At 63.7% G+C, this 18972-nt stretch carries 14 protein-coding genes; 9 read left to right on the top strand and 5 right to left on the bottom strand.

Annotated elements, in window-relative coordinates; translation table 11 throughout:
• Positions 1-5: 5 nt before the first annotated feature.
• From BZG29_RS27485 to BZG29_RS27495, 3 genes are read right to left on the bottom strand one after another with little or no spacing between them, the layout of a single operon-like run.
• A complete protein-coding gene (locus BZG29_RS27485; protein WP_253192731.1) occupies positions 6-4538 on the bottom strand; it encodes an alpha-2-macroglobulin in 4533 nt (1510 codons plus the stop codon).
• A 14-nt stretch (positions 4539-4552) separates the two neighbouring features.
• A complete protein-coding gene (locus BZG29_RS27490) occupies positions 4553-5227 on the bottom strand; it encodes a DUF1175 family protein (protein WP_077408872.1) in 675 nt (224 codons plus the stop codon).
• The gene (locus BZG29_RS27495; protein WP_171985121.1) at positions 5224-6825 is read right to left on the bottom strand and encodes a DUF2138 family protein; all 1602 of its coding nucleotides are present in this window, start codon (positions 6823-6825) and stop codon (positions 5224-5226) included. The genes BZG29_RS27490 and BZG29_RS27495 overlap by 4 nt, the downstream gene beginning before the upstream one ends.
• A 164-nt stretch (positions 6826-6989) precedes the next feature.
• Here BZG29_RS27495 and BZG29_RS27500 point away from each other — a divergent pair, with 164 nt between their 5' ends.
• From BZG29_RS27500 to BZG29_RS27540, 9 genes are all read left to right on the top strand, one after another.
• Positions 6990-8510, top strand: a complete 1521-nt coding sequence (locus BZG29_RS27500) for a radical SAM protein (RefSeq protein WP_077408874.1) — start codon at positions 6990-6992, stop codon at positions 8508-8510.
• 57 nt (positions 8511-8567) lie between these two features.
• Positions 8568-9701 carry an ABC transporter permease gene (locus BZG29_RS27505; RefSeq protein WP_077408875.1) on the top strand — a complete coding sequence of 378 codons (1134 nt, stop codon included), beginning with the start codon at positions 8568-8570 and terminating at the stop codon, positions 9699-9701.
• The gene (locus tag BZG29_RS27510; RefSeq protein WP_077408876.1) at positions 9701-10597 is read left to right on the top strand and encodes an ATP-binding cassette domain-containing protein; all 897 of its coding nucleotides are present in this window, start codon (positions 9701-9703) and stop codon (positions 10595-10597) included. The genes BZG29_RS27505 and BZG29_RS27510 overlap by 1 nt, the downstream gene beginning before the upstream one ends.
• Complete coding sequence (locus BZG29_RS27515; RefSeq protein ID WP_077408877.1) at positions 10597-11556, top strand: MlaD family protein; 960 nt, start codon at positions 10597-10599, stop codon at positions 11554-11556. Before BZG29_RS27510 ends, BZG29_RS27515 begins: the two co-directional genes overlap by 1 nt.
• A 12-nt stretch (positions 11557-11568) precedes the next feature.
• Positions 11569-12189, top strand: coding sequence for an ABC-type transport auxiliary lipoprotein family protein (locus BZG29_RS27520; protein ID WP_077408878.1), 621 nt, complete (start codon positions 11569-11571; stop codon positions 12187-12189).
• Entirely contained in the window at positions 12186-13373 is a 1188-nt protein-coding gene (locus tag BZG29_RS27525; RefSeq protein ID WP_077408879.1) for a VanZ family protein, read from the top strand. The genes BZG29_RS27520 and BZG29_RS27525 overlap by 4 nt, the downstream gene beginning before the upstream one ends.
• A 40-nt stretch (positions 13374-13413) precedes the next feature.
• Positions 13414-13731 carry a ferredoxin gene (locus BZG29_RS27530; protein ID WP_034781335.1) on the top strand — a complete coding sequence of 106 codons (318 nt, stop codon included), beginning with the start codon at positions 13414-13416 and terminating at the stop codon, positions 13729-13731.
• A 35-nt stretch (positions 13732-13766) separates the two neighbouring features.
• Positions 13767-14420: an alpha/beta hydrolase gene (locus tag BZG29_RS27535; protein WP_077409321.1), complete on the top strand. Its 654-nt coding sequence runs from the start codon at positions 13767-13769 to the stop codon at positions 14418-14420.
• 114 nt (positions 14421-14534) lie between these two features.
• Positions 14535-15680: a D-alanyl-D-alanine carboxypeptidase family protein gene (locus tag BZG29_RS27540; protein ID WP_035822908.1), complete on the top strand. Its 1146-nt coding sequence runs from the start codon at positions 14535-14537 to the stop codon at positions 15678-15680.
• A gap of 72 nt (positions 15681-15752) precedes the next feature.
• Here the strand turns inward: BZG29_RS27540 and BZG29_RS27545 are convergent, their stop codons facing one another.
• Both BZG29_RS27545 and BZG29_RS27550 read right to left on the bottom strand, forming a co-directional pair.
• Entirely contained in the window at positions 15753-17162 is a 1410-nt protein-coding gene (locus BZG29_RS27545) for a cytochrome c (RefSeq protein ID WP_077408880.1), read from the bottom strand.
• A gap of 14 nt (positions 17163-17176) precedes the next feature.
• The gene (locus BZG29_RS27550; protein WP_077408881.1) at positions 17177-18937 is read right to left on the bottom strand and encodes a GMC family oxidoreductase; all 1761 of its coding nucleotides are present in this window, start codon (positions 18935-18937) and stop codon (positions 17177-17179) included.
• Between the last annotated feature and the right edge of the window lie 35 nt (positions 18938-18972).

An 18972-nucleotide genomic window follows, 5' to 3' on the forward strand; every position in this document is an offset into this window, starting at 1 on the left:
GCGCATCACTCGACCTTCAGCGCGCGCGTGGTCTTGCCGCCGCCTTCGAAGGCTTTCTGCTCCGGCTGGTACATGCGGTAAAAGCGCGCCGGCGGCAGCACATAACTGCCCTTCTGCGCAAAGCGCAGCAAATGGCGCACGGTTACCTCGCCTTCCAACGGCTCGATCGGCACGGCGTAACCGTCGCGACGCTCCGTGTGGCGCGCGCGTTCCAGCGCGGCCGGCTTGTCGCCCGCCATGATCATGCCCCAGGTCGTCGATTCGACCATGGCACCCGGCGGCAGCGCCACTTCCAGCAAGCCAAAGCGGTGCTTCGCGCCCGGCGCCGCTTTCAAGGTGATTTCATCGAGGTAGAGCGCATCCGTGCTGAGCGCCTCGCCCGGCTTGACCAGCTCCGTCGTGTAGCCGCCCTTGCCCGCCTTCATGCGCAGGATGCGCCGTTCGACGGCGACCGGCAAGGTTTGCGCTTCGGCTGCGTAGCTGTCGTACTGCACCACGGCCACCGTGCCGGCCGGCGCCGGTGCAGCGAGACGCAATTTATCAGGTACGCCCTTGGCGTCAAGCCAACGCCAAAGCGGCTGGCCGCTGCGGCTGTCGCGTTTTTGCCAGGCGCCGTCCAGCGCCACGGCCGGTCCCTTGCCGAAAGCGGCGCCGCCCAGTTTCTTTTGCACCCACATCAACGTCATCGCGCGGTCCAGGGTCGGCATTTCGGCGCGCACGCCGGCCAGCACCGCGTCGGCCTGCGATGGCGGCACTTCACCGGCCAGCATCAGCAAGGCTTGCGCCACCGGCGCTTTGGACTCACGCAAGACTTGCCAGGCACTGGCCACTTGCAGCTGCAGCCCATGCGGCAAGGCGACCCCATTCTGGCTGGCCACCAGCGCCACCAGGCCAAAGCTCATCGCCTGCGCTTCGCGGTCAAGGGCCCCGCCCAGCAGCAGGCTGCCGCTGTCGCCCGCCTGGCGCGGTTTGCCGCCCAAGGTGGCGCCAGCGCTGTCGTCCACCAGCCCCGCTGCCAGCGTCTGCGTGGGCAAGCCCATCTCGCGCGCCATCCACAGCACCAGCGCGCGGTCGCCCATCGCATCCTTCAAGCCATGTTCGCCGTAGACGGCCAGCAGCTTATTCCAGTGCTCGGGCGGCAGCTCGATGCGCAGCGCGCGCGCAGCGTACCAGTCGGCGTAATAGGCGTAGGCCGTCATCAAGGCATTGCCGGCCGTGGCGTTGCCCCACCAGCCGAAGACGGCGTTGGGGCCGGCCATGGATACCAGGCGCAGGCGCTGCGCCGTCAGCAGCGTTTGCAGACGCTCACCCGCCGCGCCGGCGTCCGGCCCAAGGCTTTGCGTGGCCAGCGCCAGCGGAATCAGGCGGCTTGCCGTCTGCTCAACGCAGCCATACGGATAGTCGATCAGGTCGTCGGCAATGCGCGCGAACTGGCTGGCCGCTCCTTGCGCGAACGAGACGCGGATATTGCGCGCGTCCGCCGGCAGCTTGAGCGGAATATCAGCAGTGGCGCCATCAAGCGGCAGCACCAGGGTGCGCGGGCTGCTCCAGGCCGCGGGCAAGGTTTGCATGGCCGCCTCTAACGCGTCGACCAGTTTGCCATTCTGTTTCAGTTCCAGGCGCAACGGCCCGCTACCCGCCGCCAGGGGAAACTCGACGTAGTTGACGCCCGGTTTGGCGGACAGCTTTTCCGTCTTCGGCTGCGCCCCGCCGGAAAGAACGACGTCGAGCGCCTGCTCCTTGCCAGTCTGGTTGAACACGGCCACCGAGGCACGCGGCGCGTCGCCGGCGCGCATCCAGTCGGGCGCCGTCCACTTGGCATAGAAGTTCTTGTCCGACCGCAGATAGGCGGTGCGCTGGCCCACGCGCCCCTGCTCGTCCATCGCGCGGCCCGTGATACGCCAGCGGGTCAGCGCGTCGGGCATGGTAAAACTCACGCGCGCATTGCCATTCGCGTCGGTCTTCAGCGACGGCGCCCAGTAGGCCGTATCGATATTGTCGCGGCGCGGGCGTTCGAGCACCTTGACGCCGCGCTCATTGTAGTTGTGGCGCGCGGGTGCGCCGGCAGTGCGGCCTTGCGCCATGTCGTAGCTGATGAAAGACAGGCTGGCCGTGGTGCGCACGTTGTTGCGGCGCGGATGGTAGAAGAAGTCGCCGATGTCGGGCGCGATTTCCGGCTGCAGCACATAGATCATTTCATCGACCACGCCCAGCGCCACCATGGTGCTCAGCGGCTTGCCGTCGAGGGTGGCCTTGACGTCCAGGGTCACCTTTTCGCCGGGCTGGTAGACCTCCTTGTCGCTTTTGAACTGCAGCGCGATGCACGGCTCGATCACTTGCAGGCCCGCATTCTCGAAGACGAAATCGCCATTGCGCGTGTACGCCACCGAAAACGTCATGTTCGGGCCATGCTCTTCTTTTACCGGAATGCGCACTCTCCACTGCCGCGGCGCCACGCGCTTCGCCTGGTACCAATCCGCGGCACCGGCCATCAAGCCATGGTGCTCCACCTTGTCGCGTTCGAGCGTCAACAGCGCCTGGTCGACCTTGTCCGAGAAAGTGATCAAGGCCTCGGCGGTGTCGCCCGGACGATAGCGGGCGCGGTCCAACACGATCTCGATGCTGCCCGGCGTCGTCTGCACGCCATCGCCGGCGACCCAGTGGCTGGCGGCGGCCAGCAGGTTGCCGCGTTCGTCGCGCAGCGCCAGCTGATACGAGCCCGATGCAGGGAATGTCACATCCCAGCCCTTGGCGTTTGGATCGAATGCGCCCTCGGTCTTGCTTTGTTTTTCCAGCTGCACCATCTCCCAGCGCACGGGCTTGGCCGCGCCCTGGCCGTCGGCCAGCAAGTCGAAGTGCACGGACTGGCCCGGATCGGAAAACTGGCGCGCGGCCCTCAACTGGTAGCTGCTGCTCGAGCGTTCTATCATCAGCTCGCGCGTCGCCTTGACGCGGTAGGCCGCGCCATCGGTCGCCAGCACGGTCAAGATGTAGCGCGAGGGATCGGCGGCAGGCGGCAAGGTGAAGTCCACATTGCCGCTGCCGTCGCTCGTCACTTCCTCGGTCTTCAGGGACACCGGGAACAGGCCGCTGTAACGCAGCTCGCCCTCGACCATGGTGTTTTGCTGGCCGCGCAGCGACAACGTCATCTTCGCGTTTTTCACCGGCTTGCCATCGGGGTAGCGCAGCGCGATGCTGCCCTTGACCGCTTCGCCCGTCTTGAATTCCGGCTTCGCTGGCTGAACGTTGATTTCAAAGTGCGGCTTGATGTATTCGGCCACGCGGAAGGCCGCGCCATATGCGCCATCCTTGTAATTGAAGCGCAGTTCATAGCCGCCGGCGGTGGCTTCCGTCGGCAGGCGGAAGCGCGTGTCGGCACCCGTGTCGCCGGACAGCTGCAGCGTTTGCGTCAAGAGCGGCGTGCCGTTCGGATTGAGCACGGTCAAGCTTAGCGGCGCGCTGGCCGCCGCCTGCGAGTTGCGCGCCGACGTGAATTCGCGGCCCACAAACTTGACGTTGACCTCGTCGCCTGGCCGGTACAGGGGCCGGTCCGTCACCGCATAAATCTTGGTGTTATAGATTTCGCTGTCATAGTAAAAATTCTCGGACACGAACACACCGCCGGCGCGGTCCTGGCCCAGCACATATGTGTGTTCGGGGCTGCCGCGCTCGAGCGATGCGACACCGTCGGCGCCCGTGGTGGCCGACTGCAGCACGCCGGTGCCGTCGGTCCACGCCACGCTGGCGCCGGCCACGGCGGCGCTGTTGTCGCGCCGCGCCGTCCACACCAGCATCTGGCCGGACGATACCTTGGTGACGGCCACCGTGTCCGACACGAACACCAGGGTAGTGGCGCGGTGTTCGCCGATGATCGCTTCGATCAGATACAAGCCAGGCTGGCGTTTGCCCAGCGGGATCATCACGTTGCCGGCGCCGGCGACGATGAAGTCGCTGCTCGATCCATCGAGCTTGACGCCTTTCGGCGGCGTGATGGCCTTGGCTTGCCAGATCGGATAGCGGAAGCTGTCGACCAGCTCCATGCCCTTGATCGGCTTGTATTGCGGATGGTTGGCGAACACAGTGCGCCGGCGGATCGCGTCATTCGTCGCCAGTTGCGGCTGTTCCTTGGTTACCGCGAGGCGCGCCTCGCCGGAAAACAGCTTGCGCCAGGCCAGGCGCGACTGCTTCCACCAGCTATCCCACAGAAAGCTCAAGGTGTTGGCCAGGCCCTCGCCCTGGTAATTGCCCTCCACCTGGATGCGGTGCAGATTGCGCTGCTTTTTCAGGAATTCCATCGGTTCGGGCACGCGGTAGACGACGATGTCGGCGCCCGAATACGCTTCCAGGTTCATGCGCCCCATGTCGCGCCCCGGCACTTCCAGGCGCACGCGCGCTTCATCACGACTGCCGTAACTGGCATCCGACAGCAGGAAGAAGGGTTCGCCCTTGAAGGTGGCGTAGTTGCTCGGTTCGCGTTCCTGCGCCGAGGCGCCGCCAATGAGGACCAACGCCAGCAGGCTGGCAAATAACAGCTTCATGACAAAAATCGGCCTCATGATAAAAACGCCAGCCGGAACACGCCGGCGAAATTCGGATTGTTGACCACAGGTTGCCACCGCGTGTCCTTCCAGCTCGTAAGTTCTTTGATATCGACGGTCCGCAGACCATTGTCGTCGGGGGTGACGGTGCCGGTGTGGTAGGCGATGCGCGCCCCCATCCAGACCATCAGGTGCTGTTCGTCGCCCTGGTCGAAAAACAGCAGGTCGCCGGGCAGCGCCTGGCTGATTTCGCGGGCGATGAAGCGGCTGTTGTGCTGCACCAGCGCCAGCGCCGTGACAAAGTGGCCAACCTTGCCATCCGCCTGCACCCAGCGGTTGCGCAGGGCCGCCTGGGCCGCGCTCAATTCCAGTTCGGGCGGCAGGCGGCGGTCGCTGGCGATGCCATTCGCGCGCAGCCATTTCGCATCATGCACGGTAAGCGCCTCATTGACGGCAAAGCGCACGAGGCCCGCGCAATCGCGGTGCGTCCAGCGCGGCGACGGCCCCCGTTCGATCTGCACATTGACAATGCGCAACATCCAGGCCTGAAAGGCGCGGCTCTGGGTCTGCGACAGCTGCACTTGCGGTTCGGCGGCCGCGCGCAGGGCCCAGGCATGGGGGACGGCGACAGCGGCAGCCCCTCCCGCGAGCCAGCGCAAGGCCGCGCGGCGCGCGTGCCGTACCGTCATCGCGCAGTCTCCTGCCATTCCAGCGCTTCCCATGCGGTGCCGCTGGCTGGCTGCCGCTTGAGCACCATGCGCAGCGGCGGATATTTTTTCAAGGCGTTCAGACGCGGCACCAGGTGTTCGTTGGCTGCCGCGCGCAGGATCGGTTCGTTATTCGCCGGCAGGGTATCGAAGGCTTCCAGCTGGATCAGCCGGGCCAGCGATGCCGGGGCGATCAGGCCGATGGTATGCGCGCCATCGGGCAGCAGGTCGCTGGCCGCAGGGGCCTGCTTGCGGCGCACGGCCAGCACCTGGTCCACCAGCTTGCCGTCGGCCGAGAAGACAACCGTATTGCCGGCCACGGCCAGCGCCGGCGTGGACTGGCCCAGGGCCGTGGCGACGCTGCGCTCCCAGCGTACAAACTCACCTTTAGCATCCTTGCCGGTAGTCTTGCGCACGGGGTCCTTGCCGCCGATGGCTGCCGCGAACAGGCTGCCATAGACAGCGTCATCCCCGGCCTGCGCACTGCGCGTGGCGACAAACACCGGCGTATGCAGGCGCGAAGTGCCGTACCAGCAGGCCGCGGCCGGCCCTTGCAAGTGCCCGGCCAGCGGCACCACCGGCTCGGAGGTCTTGCTCCCCAGGCGCTTGAGCACGGGCTGCAGCGCGGTCCAGTCCACCGGCACGCTGAAGCAGGCGCTCGGGTTATGCGGCAGCACGGGCCACAGGGCGCTGCTGTCATAAGCACCGTTTTTCAGTTTATCGGCATTGAGCAGCACCTTCGATTGCCAGGCGCCCTGTTGAAAATCGAAGCGCAGCGCTTCGAGCGCGCCAAAGAAGGGCTGGTAGCCGAACGACAGGAAGTCCGCCTTGACGGCGATGCTGTGGCCCTCGGACGGGGCGCCGTCGAGATGGAATTGCGCATGAAAGACGTTCTGTTTCGCCGGCTCCGGCGCCAGCAGGCTGGCCACGGTTTTCTCGGCCGTGCCATCGCCGCTCTTGCCGTCGGCGCCGCCGTACAGCATGCCGGGATGGGACAGGATGACCAGGCGCTGGCCGTGCGCGGCAAACAGCAAGGTGCGCTGATAGGCGTAATTGAGTGCATACACGGGCACCTGGCTGCCATCGACGCGCAAGCTGCCGGCCACGCGCATTTGCGTATCCTTCAAGGCGATCTTGCCCGCTTCCTCGAGCAGGCGCGTCAGCTGGCTGCGCGACACGGCGATGGCGAAATGCTTGAGCGAGCCGTCGGCGTCGCGCCACAAGGCCACTTCCGCGGGCTGGTCCAGCACCATGCGCAGCAGCTGGTCGCCCCAGCCCAGTTCATGTTCGTAGGCGATGCGGCGCAAGCTGCCCTTGAGCCCCAGCCGGTCTTCGCTCTGCTCGTAATAGAACAGGAAATCCTCGCGCAGCACGTCGCGCGCCAGCGGCACCGTCAGCAAGTCGCGCGGCAAGGCCGACAGGCTTTTCGTGCGGACCAGCGCATCGGGCCGCGATAAATCCAGCTTCAGCCCGTTGACCGGCCCCAGCATGCCCCAGCCGAAGACCCGGTAACCGACCAGCGCGGCCGCCACCAGCGCCACCCCGGCAAGTGCCCCGACCAGGACTTTTTTATTAAGCACTTTTTTATCTTGTACTTTTTTCGCCAGCACCGTGTATTCCTTTACCCTGCCGTAGCATTGACAAGTTAGTAATTATTGACAAATGGTAACATGGCATTTCTGGCCGCAGCGCACCGGTGACGCGACAGCGTAAAATAGCGGTTTCGCCGATTCAAACGCCTCCCATGACCATCCTGCTCTCCACCCTGAACGCCCGCTACACCCACGCCTCGCTGGGATTGCGCTATCTGCTGGCCAATATGGGGCCGCTGCAAGCGCAAACGCGGCTGCAGGAATTCGTCATCGGCACGAAAACCACGGAACTGGTCGAACGCATCCTGCTGAACAAGCCGCGCATCATCGGTTTTGGCGTGTATATATGGAACGTCGAGGAAACGACGAAACTGGTGGCCATGCTCAAGCGCGTGGCGCCTGAAGTCATCATCGTGCTGGGCGGGCCGGAAGTGTCGCATGAGGCGGGCGAGCAGGAAATCGTCAAGCTGGCCGACTACCTGATCACGGGCTGGGGCGACGTCACCTTCCCCAAGCTGTGCGGCGAGATCCTCCACGGCCCGAAGCCGCTGATGAAGATCCATGCGGGCGTGCAAGCGCCGCTGGCGGAACTGCAACTGCCCTACGCCTTGTATACAGACGACGATATCCGCCACCGCACGATTTACGTGGAAGCGTCGCGCGGCTGCCCGTTCAAGTGCGAATTCTGCCTGTCGGCGCTGGACAAGACGGCCTGGCCCTTCGCGCTGGAGAACTTCCTGGCCGAGATGGAGTCCCTGCATGCGCGCGGCGCCCGCCTGTTCAAGTTCGTCGACCGCACCTTCAACCTGAACATCAAGACCAGTTTGAAGATCATGCAGTTCTTTCTGGACAAGATCGAAGCGAATCCGGACGATCCCATCTATGCCCACTTCGAGCTGGTGCCCGACCACTTGCCCGATGCCTTGAAGGAAGGCATCAGCAAGTTCCCGCCCGGCGCGCTGCAGTTCGAGATCGGCATCCAGAGTTTCAATCCAGACGTGCAATCGCTGGTCAGCCGCAAGCAGGACAATCAAAAGGCGGCCGACAACATCCGCTGGCTTTGCGAAGAATCAAACGCCCACTTGCACGTGGACTTGATCGCCGGCTTGCCGGGCGAGGATGAAGCGAGCTTTGCGGCCGGCTTCAACAAGCTGGTGGCCCTGAAACCGCATGAAATCCAGTTCGGCATATTAAAACGGCTGCGCGGTACGCCCATCATCCGCCATACGGAAAACTATGGCATGGTGTTCGATCCGCACCCGCCCTACACCATCCTGGCGAATAAACAGCTCGATTTCATGAGCATGCAGCGCCTGGTGCGCTTCGCCCGCTACTGGGACCTGGTGGCCAACTCGGGCCGCTTTGCCAATACCGTGCAATGGATGCTCGGCGATGCGCCGTTTGAAAACTTCATGGACTTTTCGAACTGGCTGTACGCCCACACGGACGCCACCCACCGCATCGCGATGGAGCGCCTGGCCAAGCTGGTGGCGCAATGGCTGCAGACGCGCGGCATGAGCGCGGTAGAGGCCAATGCCCTCGTGGCTAGCGACTATGCGGGCGGCGCGCAAGCCAACGCACATGCCAAACCAGCCGAAGTGAGTACTGGCAATGCCAAGGTGCGTCCGGACGTCGCCCTGCCGCAGCGGCAGGCGCGCCACCTGGCGTCCTGAGGGGCCGGCGATTGAACAGCGGTGGCGGTCTGCGCCATTCTCCCTTAAACTGGCGCGATGCCGACTGTACAATCGCCGAAACTGACCCTCTCCCAGACCAGCTCCCAACAGGGAGCCGTCGTCACTGCCAGCGGCACCTGGCAGGTGCACGCGCTGGCGCATGACAATGCCATCAAGGCCATCGAGGCCCAGCTCCAGCCCTTGCAGGGCGATACCAAGGTGCAATGGGACTTGTCGTCCATCGACAGCATGGACCATATCGGCGCCCAGCTGTTCTGGAATGCCTGGGGCAAGCGGCGCCCCGCGCAGCTGACCCTGGCGCCATCGCTGGAAGAGTTTTTCCGGCGCATCGAGGAAACGGGGCCGCTGGCAACGCCGCCCTCGCGCGCCAACCGTCTCACGCCCGTGATGAAGCTGGGCATGGCTATTTTGCTGTTTTTCGAACATTTGAAGGGTTTTATCGCCCTGGTAGGCCAGGTGACGCAGGATATCGGCCGCTTCGCGCGCCATCCCATGCGCGGGCCGTGGCGTGAAATTTCCGCCAATATCTTCCATGCGGGCTTCCAGGCGCTGGGCATCACGGCCCTGGTCGGCTTTCTGATCGGCGTCGTGCTGTCTTATCTTTCCGCGCAGCAACTGCGCGCCTTTGGCGGCGACATTTACCTGGTCAACCTGCTGGGCATGAGCGTCATCCGCGAACTGGGGCCCTTATTGGCCGCCATCCTCGTGGCCGGCCGCTCCGGCTCCTCCATCACGGCCCAGCTGGGCGTCATGCGCGTCACGGAAGAGCTCGACGCCATGCTGGTGATGGGGATTTCGCACGGTTTCCGCCTGATCATGCCGAAAGTGCTGGCCCTGGCCATTTCCATGCCCCTGCTCGTCATCTGGACGGATACGGCCGCGCTGATCGGCGGCATGGTGGCGGCCAAGGTGGAATTGAATCTGTCGGCGCGCTACTTCATCCAGAAACTGCCCGATGCCGTACCGCTGGCCAACTACATGATCGGCCTGGGCAAGGGCGTGATTTTCGGCATGCTGATCGCCCTCGTCTCGTGCCACTTCGGCCTGCGCATCAAGGCGAATACGGAAAGCCTGGGGCGCGGCACCACCACCGCCGTCGTCACGGCCATCACCGTGGTGATCCTGGCCGACGCCGTGTTCGCCATCGTCTTCAATGGAGTGGGCTACTGATGGCGGACGACACCGATATCGCTTGCGGCACCGGCAAGGAAGGCCAGTTCAACCTGCATGGCAACGCGCCCGTGGTGGACATCACCAATCTGTGGACCAAGTTCGGCCGCACGGTCGTGCACCAGGACTTGAACCTGGAAATCGAGCGGGGCGAAATCCTTTCCATCGTGGGCGGCTCCGGCACGGGCAAGACGGTGCTGCTGCGCCAGATGCTGGGCCTGGAACATCCGGCGCGCGGATGTGTCAAAGTCTTTGGCGAGGATATCAACAAGGCAAGTTCCGACCAGCTGCAGCAGTTGCGCAACCACTGGGGCATGCTGTTCCAGCAAGGCGCGCTGTATTCGGCCCTGACCGTGTTCGACAACGTGGCCCAGCCCATGCGCGAATTGCGCGTGCTGCCCGAAGCGCTGGTGCACGACGCGGTATTATTAAAAATGAACATGGTGGGTCTGGGGCCGGAACATGCGCTGAAAATGCCGTCGGACTTGTCTGGCGGCATGATCAAGCGCGTGGCCCTGGCGCGCGCCCTGGCGCTGGAACCGAAGCTGCTGTTCCTCGACGAACCGACGGCCGGCCTGGACCCTGACTTGTCGGAAAGTTTTGTCGCGCTGATCCAGTCGCTGCACCGCGAACTGGGCTTGACGGTGGTGATGGTCACGCATGACCTCGACACTTTGTTCGCCCTGTCCACGCGCATCGCAGTGCTGGCGGAAAAACACGTGATCGCCATCGGCCCCACGCGCGAGGTGATCGAAGTCGACCACCCGTTCATCAAGCAATTTTTCCTCGGCGACCGCGGCAAGCGCGCGCTGGCCGTCCTCGACGAGAAACAGGCGGCCGGCAAGGCGGCGCAGCCGGGCGGCGACGCCGGCACAGACAAGAAAGCGGAGAAGTAATGGAAAACAGATCACATGCCCTGATGACGGGATTTTTTACACTCACCCTGCTGGTGGCCGCCATTCTGTTCGGCGTCTGGTTCAACCGCGACCGCGTGGAGCGGGTGCCCTACCTGCTCGCCACCACCCTGTCCGTGCCGGGCCTGAACCCGCAGGCGACCGTGCGCTACCGGGGCCTGGAAGTGGGCAAGGTCGACGCCATCGATTTCGATACGCAAAAGGCGGGGCAAATCCTCGTACACATCAGCGTGGCGCCCGACACCCCCGTCACCAACACCACCTTTGCCACCCTGGGCTACCAGGGCGTGACGGGTATCGCCTACATCCAGCTCGACGACGAGCACGTGGGCTCGACACTGCTGGGCACCAGCAAGGACAAGCCCTCGCTGATCCCCCTGCGCGCGGGCTTGCTCGACCAGCTGGAAAAGCGCGGCAAGCGCATCCTCGACCAGGCCGAACAGATCACCAACAAGGTGAATAACCTGCTCAGCCCCGACAACCAGGCGGCCATGCTGGGCGCCTTCAATGAAGTGGGCAAGGCGGCCAAGGCCTTTGGCGCCATTCCGCAGCAGCTGGAACCGACCCTGACGCAATTGCCGCAGCTGACGGAACAAACGCGGCAAACCTTGACGGCCGTCAGTACGGCCAGCAAAAACGTGTCGGACTTGACGGCCACGTGGAAAAAGCTCGGCAACGACATCCAGGCGCCCGGCGGCGTGCTCGACAAGGTCAATGGCACGGTCGACCGGGTCGGCCATTCCGTGGAAACGGTGGCCAATGGCGTGTCCTTGGAAGTACTGCCGCAGGTAATCGAACTGAGCGGCGAGGCGCGTTCCTCGATGCGCGCCCTGAAAACCACCATGAGCACGCTCAATGAACAGCCGCAGAGCATCTTGTTCGGCGCCCCAGACATTCCGCCCGGCCCGGGCGAGCCCGGTTTTTCGGCACCGGGCAAATAAGGAGATTGCACGATGAACTTCCCCCGCTTTTCCCCTGTCAGCGTGCTGGCCCTGGCCACGGCATTGTTGTTCGGCGGCTGCGCCAGCCGCGGCCCCGTGCCCACATTCTATGACTTCGGCCCGGCCGCGCCGCCGGCAGCCGCGCAACCGGCCGCGCCAGCCGTGCCCGTGCTGGTGATCGCCGACGCCAACGGCCCGTCCTGGCTGGACAGCCAGCGCATGTATTACCGGCTGCTGTACGCCGACGCACAGCAATCGCGGCCGTACGCCTACAACCGCTGGAACACGCCGCCGCTGCAATTGCTGAGCCAGCGCCTGAAGACGCGCGTGGCGCAAAGCGGCGTGAAAGTGCTGTCGACCACGGACGCGGCCGCCGGCATGCCCCTGCTGCGCATCGATGTCGATGATTTTTCGCAAGCTTTTGACACGCAGACGCAGAGCAGCGGCCACGTGTCGCTGCGCGCCTCGCTGTTCCGCGGCCACCGCCTGATCGACCAGAAAACCTTCAGCCGCAGCGGCCCGGCAAGCAGCGCCGACGCGCAGGGCGGCGCGCAGGCGCTGGCGGCGGCCTCGGACGCCATCGCCGCCGACCTGCTGACCTGGCTGGGCACGCTGACCATCCCGAAAGAATGACGGCGCCAGCTTCCCCCGCCAGTCCGGCGGCACCACTGCCGCCCGTCCGCTCCTCGCCCGTGTCGCGCGCGACCCTGCTCGCCTACGTCTTCCTGATCGTGTACGCGAGCTGGTTCCCGTTCACGGGCTGGCACAGCAATGGCCTGTCGCCGCTGACTTTCCTGGAAAACACGCGCATGCCCCGTTACTGGACGGGCTTTGACGTGGGCATCAACGTCGTCGGCTACATCCCGCTGGGCGCGCTGATCGTGTATTCGCTGTTCCCAAGGATCACGGGTTTCTTTGCCGTCATCGTCGCCAGCCTGTGCGGCATGTTGATTTCCGGCAGCATGGAAGCCGTGCAAACCTATCTGCCCAGCCGCGTCTCGTCGAACCTGGACTTTTACACGAACTCGGCCGGCTGCTGCATCGGTTCCATCATCGGCGCCTTGACGGCGCGCAAGCTGCTCGACCATAGCCATTTGTACCGCTTGCGCCAGCGCTGGTTTGCCCAGCACGCCAGCCAGGGGCTGGTGCTGGTGGCCCTGTGGCCGCTGGCGCAAATCTATCCGCAAGGCTATCTGTTCGGCCTGGGCCAGCTGCTGCCGATCCTGTCGGACTGGCTGTCGCGCCTGGCGGGCATGGAGATCGACCTGGCCGCGTACCTGCGGCCCGACGTGATCTTAACTGTCGAGCAATATTGGCTTTCAGAAACCATTATCACGGCCTGCGGCATGACGGGCGCCGTGCTCACCTTGCTGTGCCTGCTGCGCCGCGCCGCCCCGCGCGCCGTGCTGATGCTGACCCTCATCGCCGCCGCCCTGACCGTGCGCTCGATGGCCAGCGCGCTGCTGTTTTCGCCGGAGAACGCCTTCGTCTGGATCACGCCGGGCGCCCAGGGCGGTTTCCTGATCGGCCTGATCATGCTGGGCGGCCTGGCGTTCGCGCCGCACGTGGCGCAACGCCGCATCGCGGCCGCCACCTTGCTGCTGAGTCTGGTAATGGTGAATACGACGCCGATCAACCCGTACTTCATGTCGACCTTGCAAGGTTGGGTGCAAGGCAAGTTCCTCAACTTCAATGGCGCGGCGCAATTCCTCGCCTTGCTGTGGCCATTCATGGCCCTGTGGTTCCTGTGCCTGCCCTCGCACCGCCTGAACCGGCAGGAAGACGCGCAGCGCCAGCGCCGCGAAGACCACCCATAAGCGTTATCATGGCGCATTGATGAATCAGCAGGAGAATAGTATGAGCGACGCACCGTATTTTGAACGCCACGTTTTTTTCTGCATGAATAAACGTGAAGACGGCCGCAACAGCTGCGGCGACCATGGCGCGGAAGCGGCGCAAAAGCATTGCAAGCGCCGCATCAAGGAACTCGACATGAATGGCGCGGGCAAGATCCGCATCAATCAGGCCGGCTGCATGGACCGCTGCGAAGAAGGCCCGCTGCTGGTGATCTACCCGGAAGCGACCTGGTACACCTATGTCGACACCAGCGATATCGATGAAATCATCGATACGCACCTGGTGGGCGGCAAAATTGTCGAACGCCTCAAGATTTAATGCCAATTTAAGAGATACCCACCAGTATGAGCATCATGAACAGAAACTCGGAAAAATTTACCCTCGCCGGCCATGCAGGCAGCATGGAAGGCTTGCTCGATTTCCCGGCAGACACTCCGCGCGGCATCGCCCTCGTTGCCCACCCGCACCCGCTGTACGGCGGCACGATGGACAACAAGGTCACGCAAACCCTGGCGCGCGCGTTTGTCGCCCTCGGTTACGTGGTGGCGCGCATCAACTTCCGCGGCGTCGGTGCTTCCGAAGGCGTGCACGACCATGGCGCGGGCGAGACGGACGACATGCAATTGCTGTATGAACACATGCGCAGCCTGTATCCGGGCTTGCCCGTGGCCTTGTCCGGTTTCTCGTTCGGCACCTTCGTGCAATCGAAACTGCAGGAACGCCTGGCCGCCGCCGGCACGCCCGCCGAGCGCCTGGCGCTGATCGGCAGCGCGGCCGGCAAGTGGGCCATGGCCAATATTCCCGCCGACACCATCCTGATCCACGGCGAACTGGACGACACGATCCCCCTGTCCGCCGTCTTCGACTGGGCCCGTCCACAAGACATTCCCGTGATCGTGATCCCCGGCGCCGACCATTTTTTCCACCGCAAGCTCAATCACATCAAGAACCTCGTGATTGCCCTGTGGCATGGTGACAAACCCGCAATAGCAGCAGATGATCATTGAAGTGTGGGCTTACTAGCGCCTCCACGGCTATAATTGATCCGTTTTTTCCACGCGGCCATGCAGGTAGCAACAGCATGGCCCTCAGCCTTCATCTTTTTCTCGCAGACCAGCCCCATGAAAAAACTTTTAGCGGCACTGGCCTCCAGTGTATTTTTCTTTTCCGCCGCCTACGCCCAGAGCGTTCCAGCCCCGACCATCGCCGCCAAGTCCTGGCTGTTGCTTGACGCCACCAGTGGCCAGATCATTGCTTCGCAAGATCCGGACGCGCGCATCGAACCGGCTTCGTTGACCAAGATCATGACGGCTTACCTGACGTTTGCCGCCATCCGCGAAAAGAAACTGGCGCTGGACCAAAAAGTGAATGTCTCCGTGCGCGCCTGGAAAGTCGATTCGAGCAGCTCGAAGATGTTCATCGACCCGGCCACGCCCGTGTCGATCGACGACTTGCTGCATGGCCTGATGATTCAATCGGGTAACGATGCCGCCGTGGCCCTGGCTGAAGCCGTTGCCGGCGATGAAGGCACCTTCGTCGTGCTGATGAACCGCGAAGCGCAACGCATGGGTCTGAAAAACACGCGTTTTGCCAATCCGCATGGCTTGCCTAGCCCCGATAACTATTCCACAGCGCAAGACCTGTCCGTGCTGGCCAAGCGCGTGATCGCCGACTACCCGGAATTCTACAAAATCGATTCCGTGAAAAGCTTTACGTACAACAAGATCACCCAGCCTAACCGCAACCGCCTGCTGTGGCTGGACCCAACCGTGGACGGCATGAAGACGGGCCACACGGAAGCGGCCGGCTATTGCATGATCGCCTCGGCCCGCCGTCCGGGCGGCACGGGCGAGCGTCGCCTGATCTCCGTGGTGCTGGGCACCACGTCGGACCAGGCCCGCACGCAGGAAAGCCAGAAGCTGCTGAACTGGGGCTTCCAGAACTTCGATACGGTCAAGCTGTACTCGAAAGGCCAGGCCGTGGCCACGCCGGAAGTGTGGAAAGGCTCGAAAGGCACCGTGAAAATCGGTTTCGCCCGCGATGTGCTCGTCACCGTACCAAAAGGCACGGCTGCCAAGATGAAACCTGTGCTGGAACGCAAGGACCCGCTGGTCGCGCCACTCGCTGAAAACGCCCCTGTCGGCAAACTGAAAATGATGGTCGACGACAAGGTCCTGCTGGAACTGCCGGTCGTTGCACTGGAAACCATCAACCAGGCCACGATCTTCGGCCGCGCCTGGGATTCGATGCGCCTGTGGATGAAGTAAGTCTTTAGCGTTTCTCCATAAAAAATGCCCGCAGATGCTGCGGGCATTTTTTTCGTCTTGCGCTACGTCAAATTACTTCGCCGGCGCATCCTTCAGGTGCGGCTGGCGCGCCACAGGCGGGAAGGTGCCGTGGCGGCCTGCCGCAAACGTCGCTTCCGTCTGCGATGGCTCCACCGGCACGGACACTTTACGCACCTTGGCCACCTGCGCCGCCGTCACGGGCGTGCCGCGGTTGCCCCAGCTGGTCTGGATGAAGGTCACCACCTGGGCAGTCTGCTCATCGTTGAAAATGTCGGCATACGGCGCCATCGTCAGCGCCGACGGCGCCGTGCGCGTGGCGGGCACGGCGCCGCCCGACAGCACGATGTTGATGGCAGACGTGGGATCGTTCGTTTGCAGCACGGCATTGCCGGCCAGCGCAGGGAAAGCCTTGTCGTAGCCCTTGCCGTCGGAACGGTGGCAGCCGGCGCAACGGTCCAGGTACAACTGCGCGCCCGTGGAATTGACGATGCCGTTGAACAACTGCTTGCCCAGCTTGTCGTCCGCCACGAAGGCGGGCGTGCTTGGCTTCGATGGCGGCAGGGATTTCAGGTATTTCGCCATCGCCGCCAGGTCGCCATCCGTCATGTGCTGCATGGAGTGGGCCACCACGTCATTCATGGCGCCGAACGAGGCCGTATGGCTGTTGCGGCCCGTTTTCAGGAATTCGGCGATCTCCGCCGCGCTCCAGCGCGCCAGGCCGCCGCCATGTTCATTGCGCAGCGAAGGCACGGACCAGCCGTCGATCACGCCGCCGCCCGCCAGGAACGTCGTGTTGCCCGCGTCCGTCAGCGATTTTTCCTGCATGCCCACGCCGCGTGCCGTGTGGCAGGCGCCGCAGTGGCCCAGGCCCTGCACCAGGTAGGCGCCGCGCAGCAATTGCGCATCGCCCGTGACCGGCGTTTTATACGGCTGCGGCGTGGGAGCAAAAGCCCAGCGCCAGATGGTCAGCGGGAAGCGCATCGACAATGGCCACGGGATGTCGGCCGCCTTGTTCGGCGTCGGGTCCGCCTTCACGCCATGCATGAAGTAGGCGTACAGCGCCTGCATGTCCGCCTCGCTCAGGCGCGAGTACGACGGGTACGGCATGGCTGGATACACGGTATAGCCGTGCTTGGTCACGCCCGTGCGCATCAGCTTGTCGAAATCGGCAAAGCTCCAGTCGCCGATGCCGGCCTTCTTGTCCGGCGTGATGTTGGTGGAATACACCTTGCCGATCGGCGTTTCCATGCCCAGGCCGCCCGCGAACGGTTTACCCTTCGTGCCGGCCGTGTGGCAGGCGATGCAGTCGCCGGCGCGGGCCAGGTATTCGCCCTGGCGTATCAGCTGGGCGTTCGGGGTGGCGGCGGTGCTAACCGCGCTGGCGGACCAGGCGGCGCCGGGGGTACTGGCGGCGAGCGCCAGCAGCAGCGCGCCCACTGTATGGGTGAATGTGTTGTTCATCTTCTTGTTCTTTATCAGGCGACCAGGGGACGGGGATCTTTCAGGTATTGCTCGCGGATGGCCTTGGCCGACCAGTAGGTCAGCGCGCAAGCGAGGCCCGTCGGGTTGTAGCCGATGCCGACCGGGAACACGCTGGAACCGACGGCAAACACGTTGTGCACGTCCCAGCTCTGCAGGTAGCGGTTGACGACGCTGGTCTTGCGGTCCGCGCCCATGGCCGTGCCGCCCGCCCAGTGGGTGGTCTGGTAGTTGCGCAAGTCGAGGTGGTCACCCACGTTCTTGACGGACACCTTGATCGATTCCGGATTCATGGCCTCGGCCACCTTCATCATCTTGTCCGTGACGAAACGACTCATCTTGATGTCGTTTTCCTTCCAGTCGAAGGTAAAGCGCAGCAATTGCTGGCCATACTTGTCCGTGTAGGTCGGGTCGAGGTCGACATAGCAGTCGCGATACGTCATGTTGGCGCCGTGGCAGTCGAACGAGACCGTGTTCAGGTAACTCTTCTTGACGGCCTTTTTCCAGGCCGAACCCCAGGCGGGCGTGCCGTCCGGCGTGGCGATGCCGGAAATGGGCTTGGAGCCGGCCGGGTTGCACCAGGCGGGCGAACCGCCGACGAAGCCCAGCGGGCCATGGTCGAAATTGTCGCCATTCCAGTCATCGAGCGCGACGCCGGTGCCGCCGGCGCCGATGAACGGGTTGGTGTTCGTGTCTTCCTTGAAGAAAGTCTGGATGGTCGACATCATCTGGTAGGCGATATTGCGTCCCACCACGCCTTCATTGCTGACGGGGTCATACGGCTTGCCGATGCCCGACAGCAGGAACAGATGCGCATTGTTGTAGGCAAACGCACTGGCGATGACCAGGTCGGCCGGCTGCTCGACGGCTTTGCCGTCCGCATTGATGTAGGTCACGCCCGTCGCGCGTTTTTTGCTGCCGTCGAGGTTGATGCGCACGACGTTGCAGTTGGCGCGCAATTCAAAGTTCGCCACCATGCGCAGGGCCGGCATGATGTTGACGTTGGGCGACGCCTTGGAATAGTTGTAGCAGGCGTAGCCGGAGCAGAAACCGCAGAAGTTGCACGGTCCCATCTGGCAGCCGTACGGGTTCGTGTACGGGCCGGACGCGTTCGACGAAGCGTTGACGAAGGGGTGGTAGCCGACGGCCTTGGCCGCGCGGCGGAACAGTTCGGCCGTATACGGCACTTTTTGCGGCGCCAGCGCGTAATTGTCGGAGCGGTCGCCCTCGAACACATTGCCGTCGCCGACGACGATGCCGTTGACCTTATATGCCTGGCCCGAGGTGCCGAAGACTTTTTCCACAAAATCGAAGTGCGGCTCCAGCTCGGCGTAGGTCACGCCAAAATCCTGGATCGTCATGCCTTCGGGAATGAATTTCTTGCCGTAGCGGCGTTCGTAATGGCTGCGGATCTGCAGCTCTTCCGGCAAGACGCGCCAGTGCATGCCAGACCAGTGCAAGCCGGCGCCGCCCACGCCCGTGCCGGGCTTGAAGGCGCCGATCTGGCGATACGGCACGGCCACGCCCGTGATGCTGTGACGGAAGGTGAATGTGCTTTTCGACATGTCCTGGAACAGCTTGCTGCGCTGGATATACGTCAGCTCGTCGAGGGTCTTCGGATAGGCGCCGTCGGGATAGGTGTCGCGGTACTCGCCGCGTTCCAGCGCGACCACGTTCAGGCCCGCTTCCGTCAATTCCTTGGCCATGATGGCGCCGGTCCAGCCGAAGCCGACAATCACGGCATCGACAGGCTTCATTGTTACATCGGGTTTGATATCACTCATGATGGGTT

The organism is Janthinobacterium sp. LM6 (assembly GCF_002002885.1).
GTDB lineage: Bacteria > Pseudomonadota > Gammaproteobacteria > Burkholderiales > Burkholderiaceae_D > Janthinobacterium > Janthinobacterium kumbetense.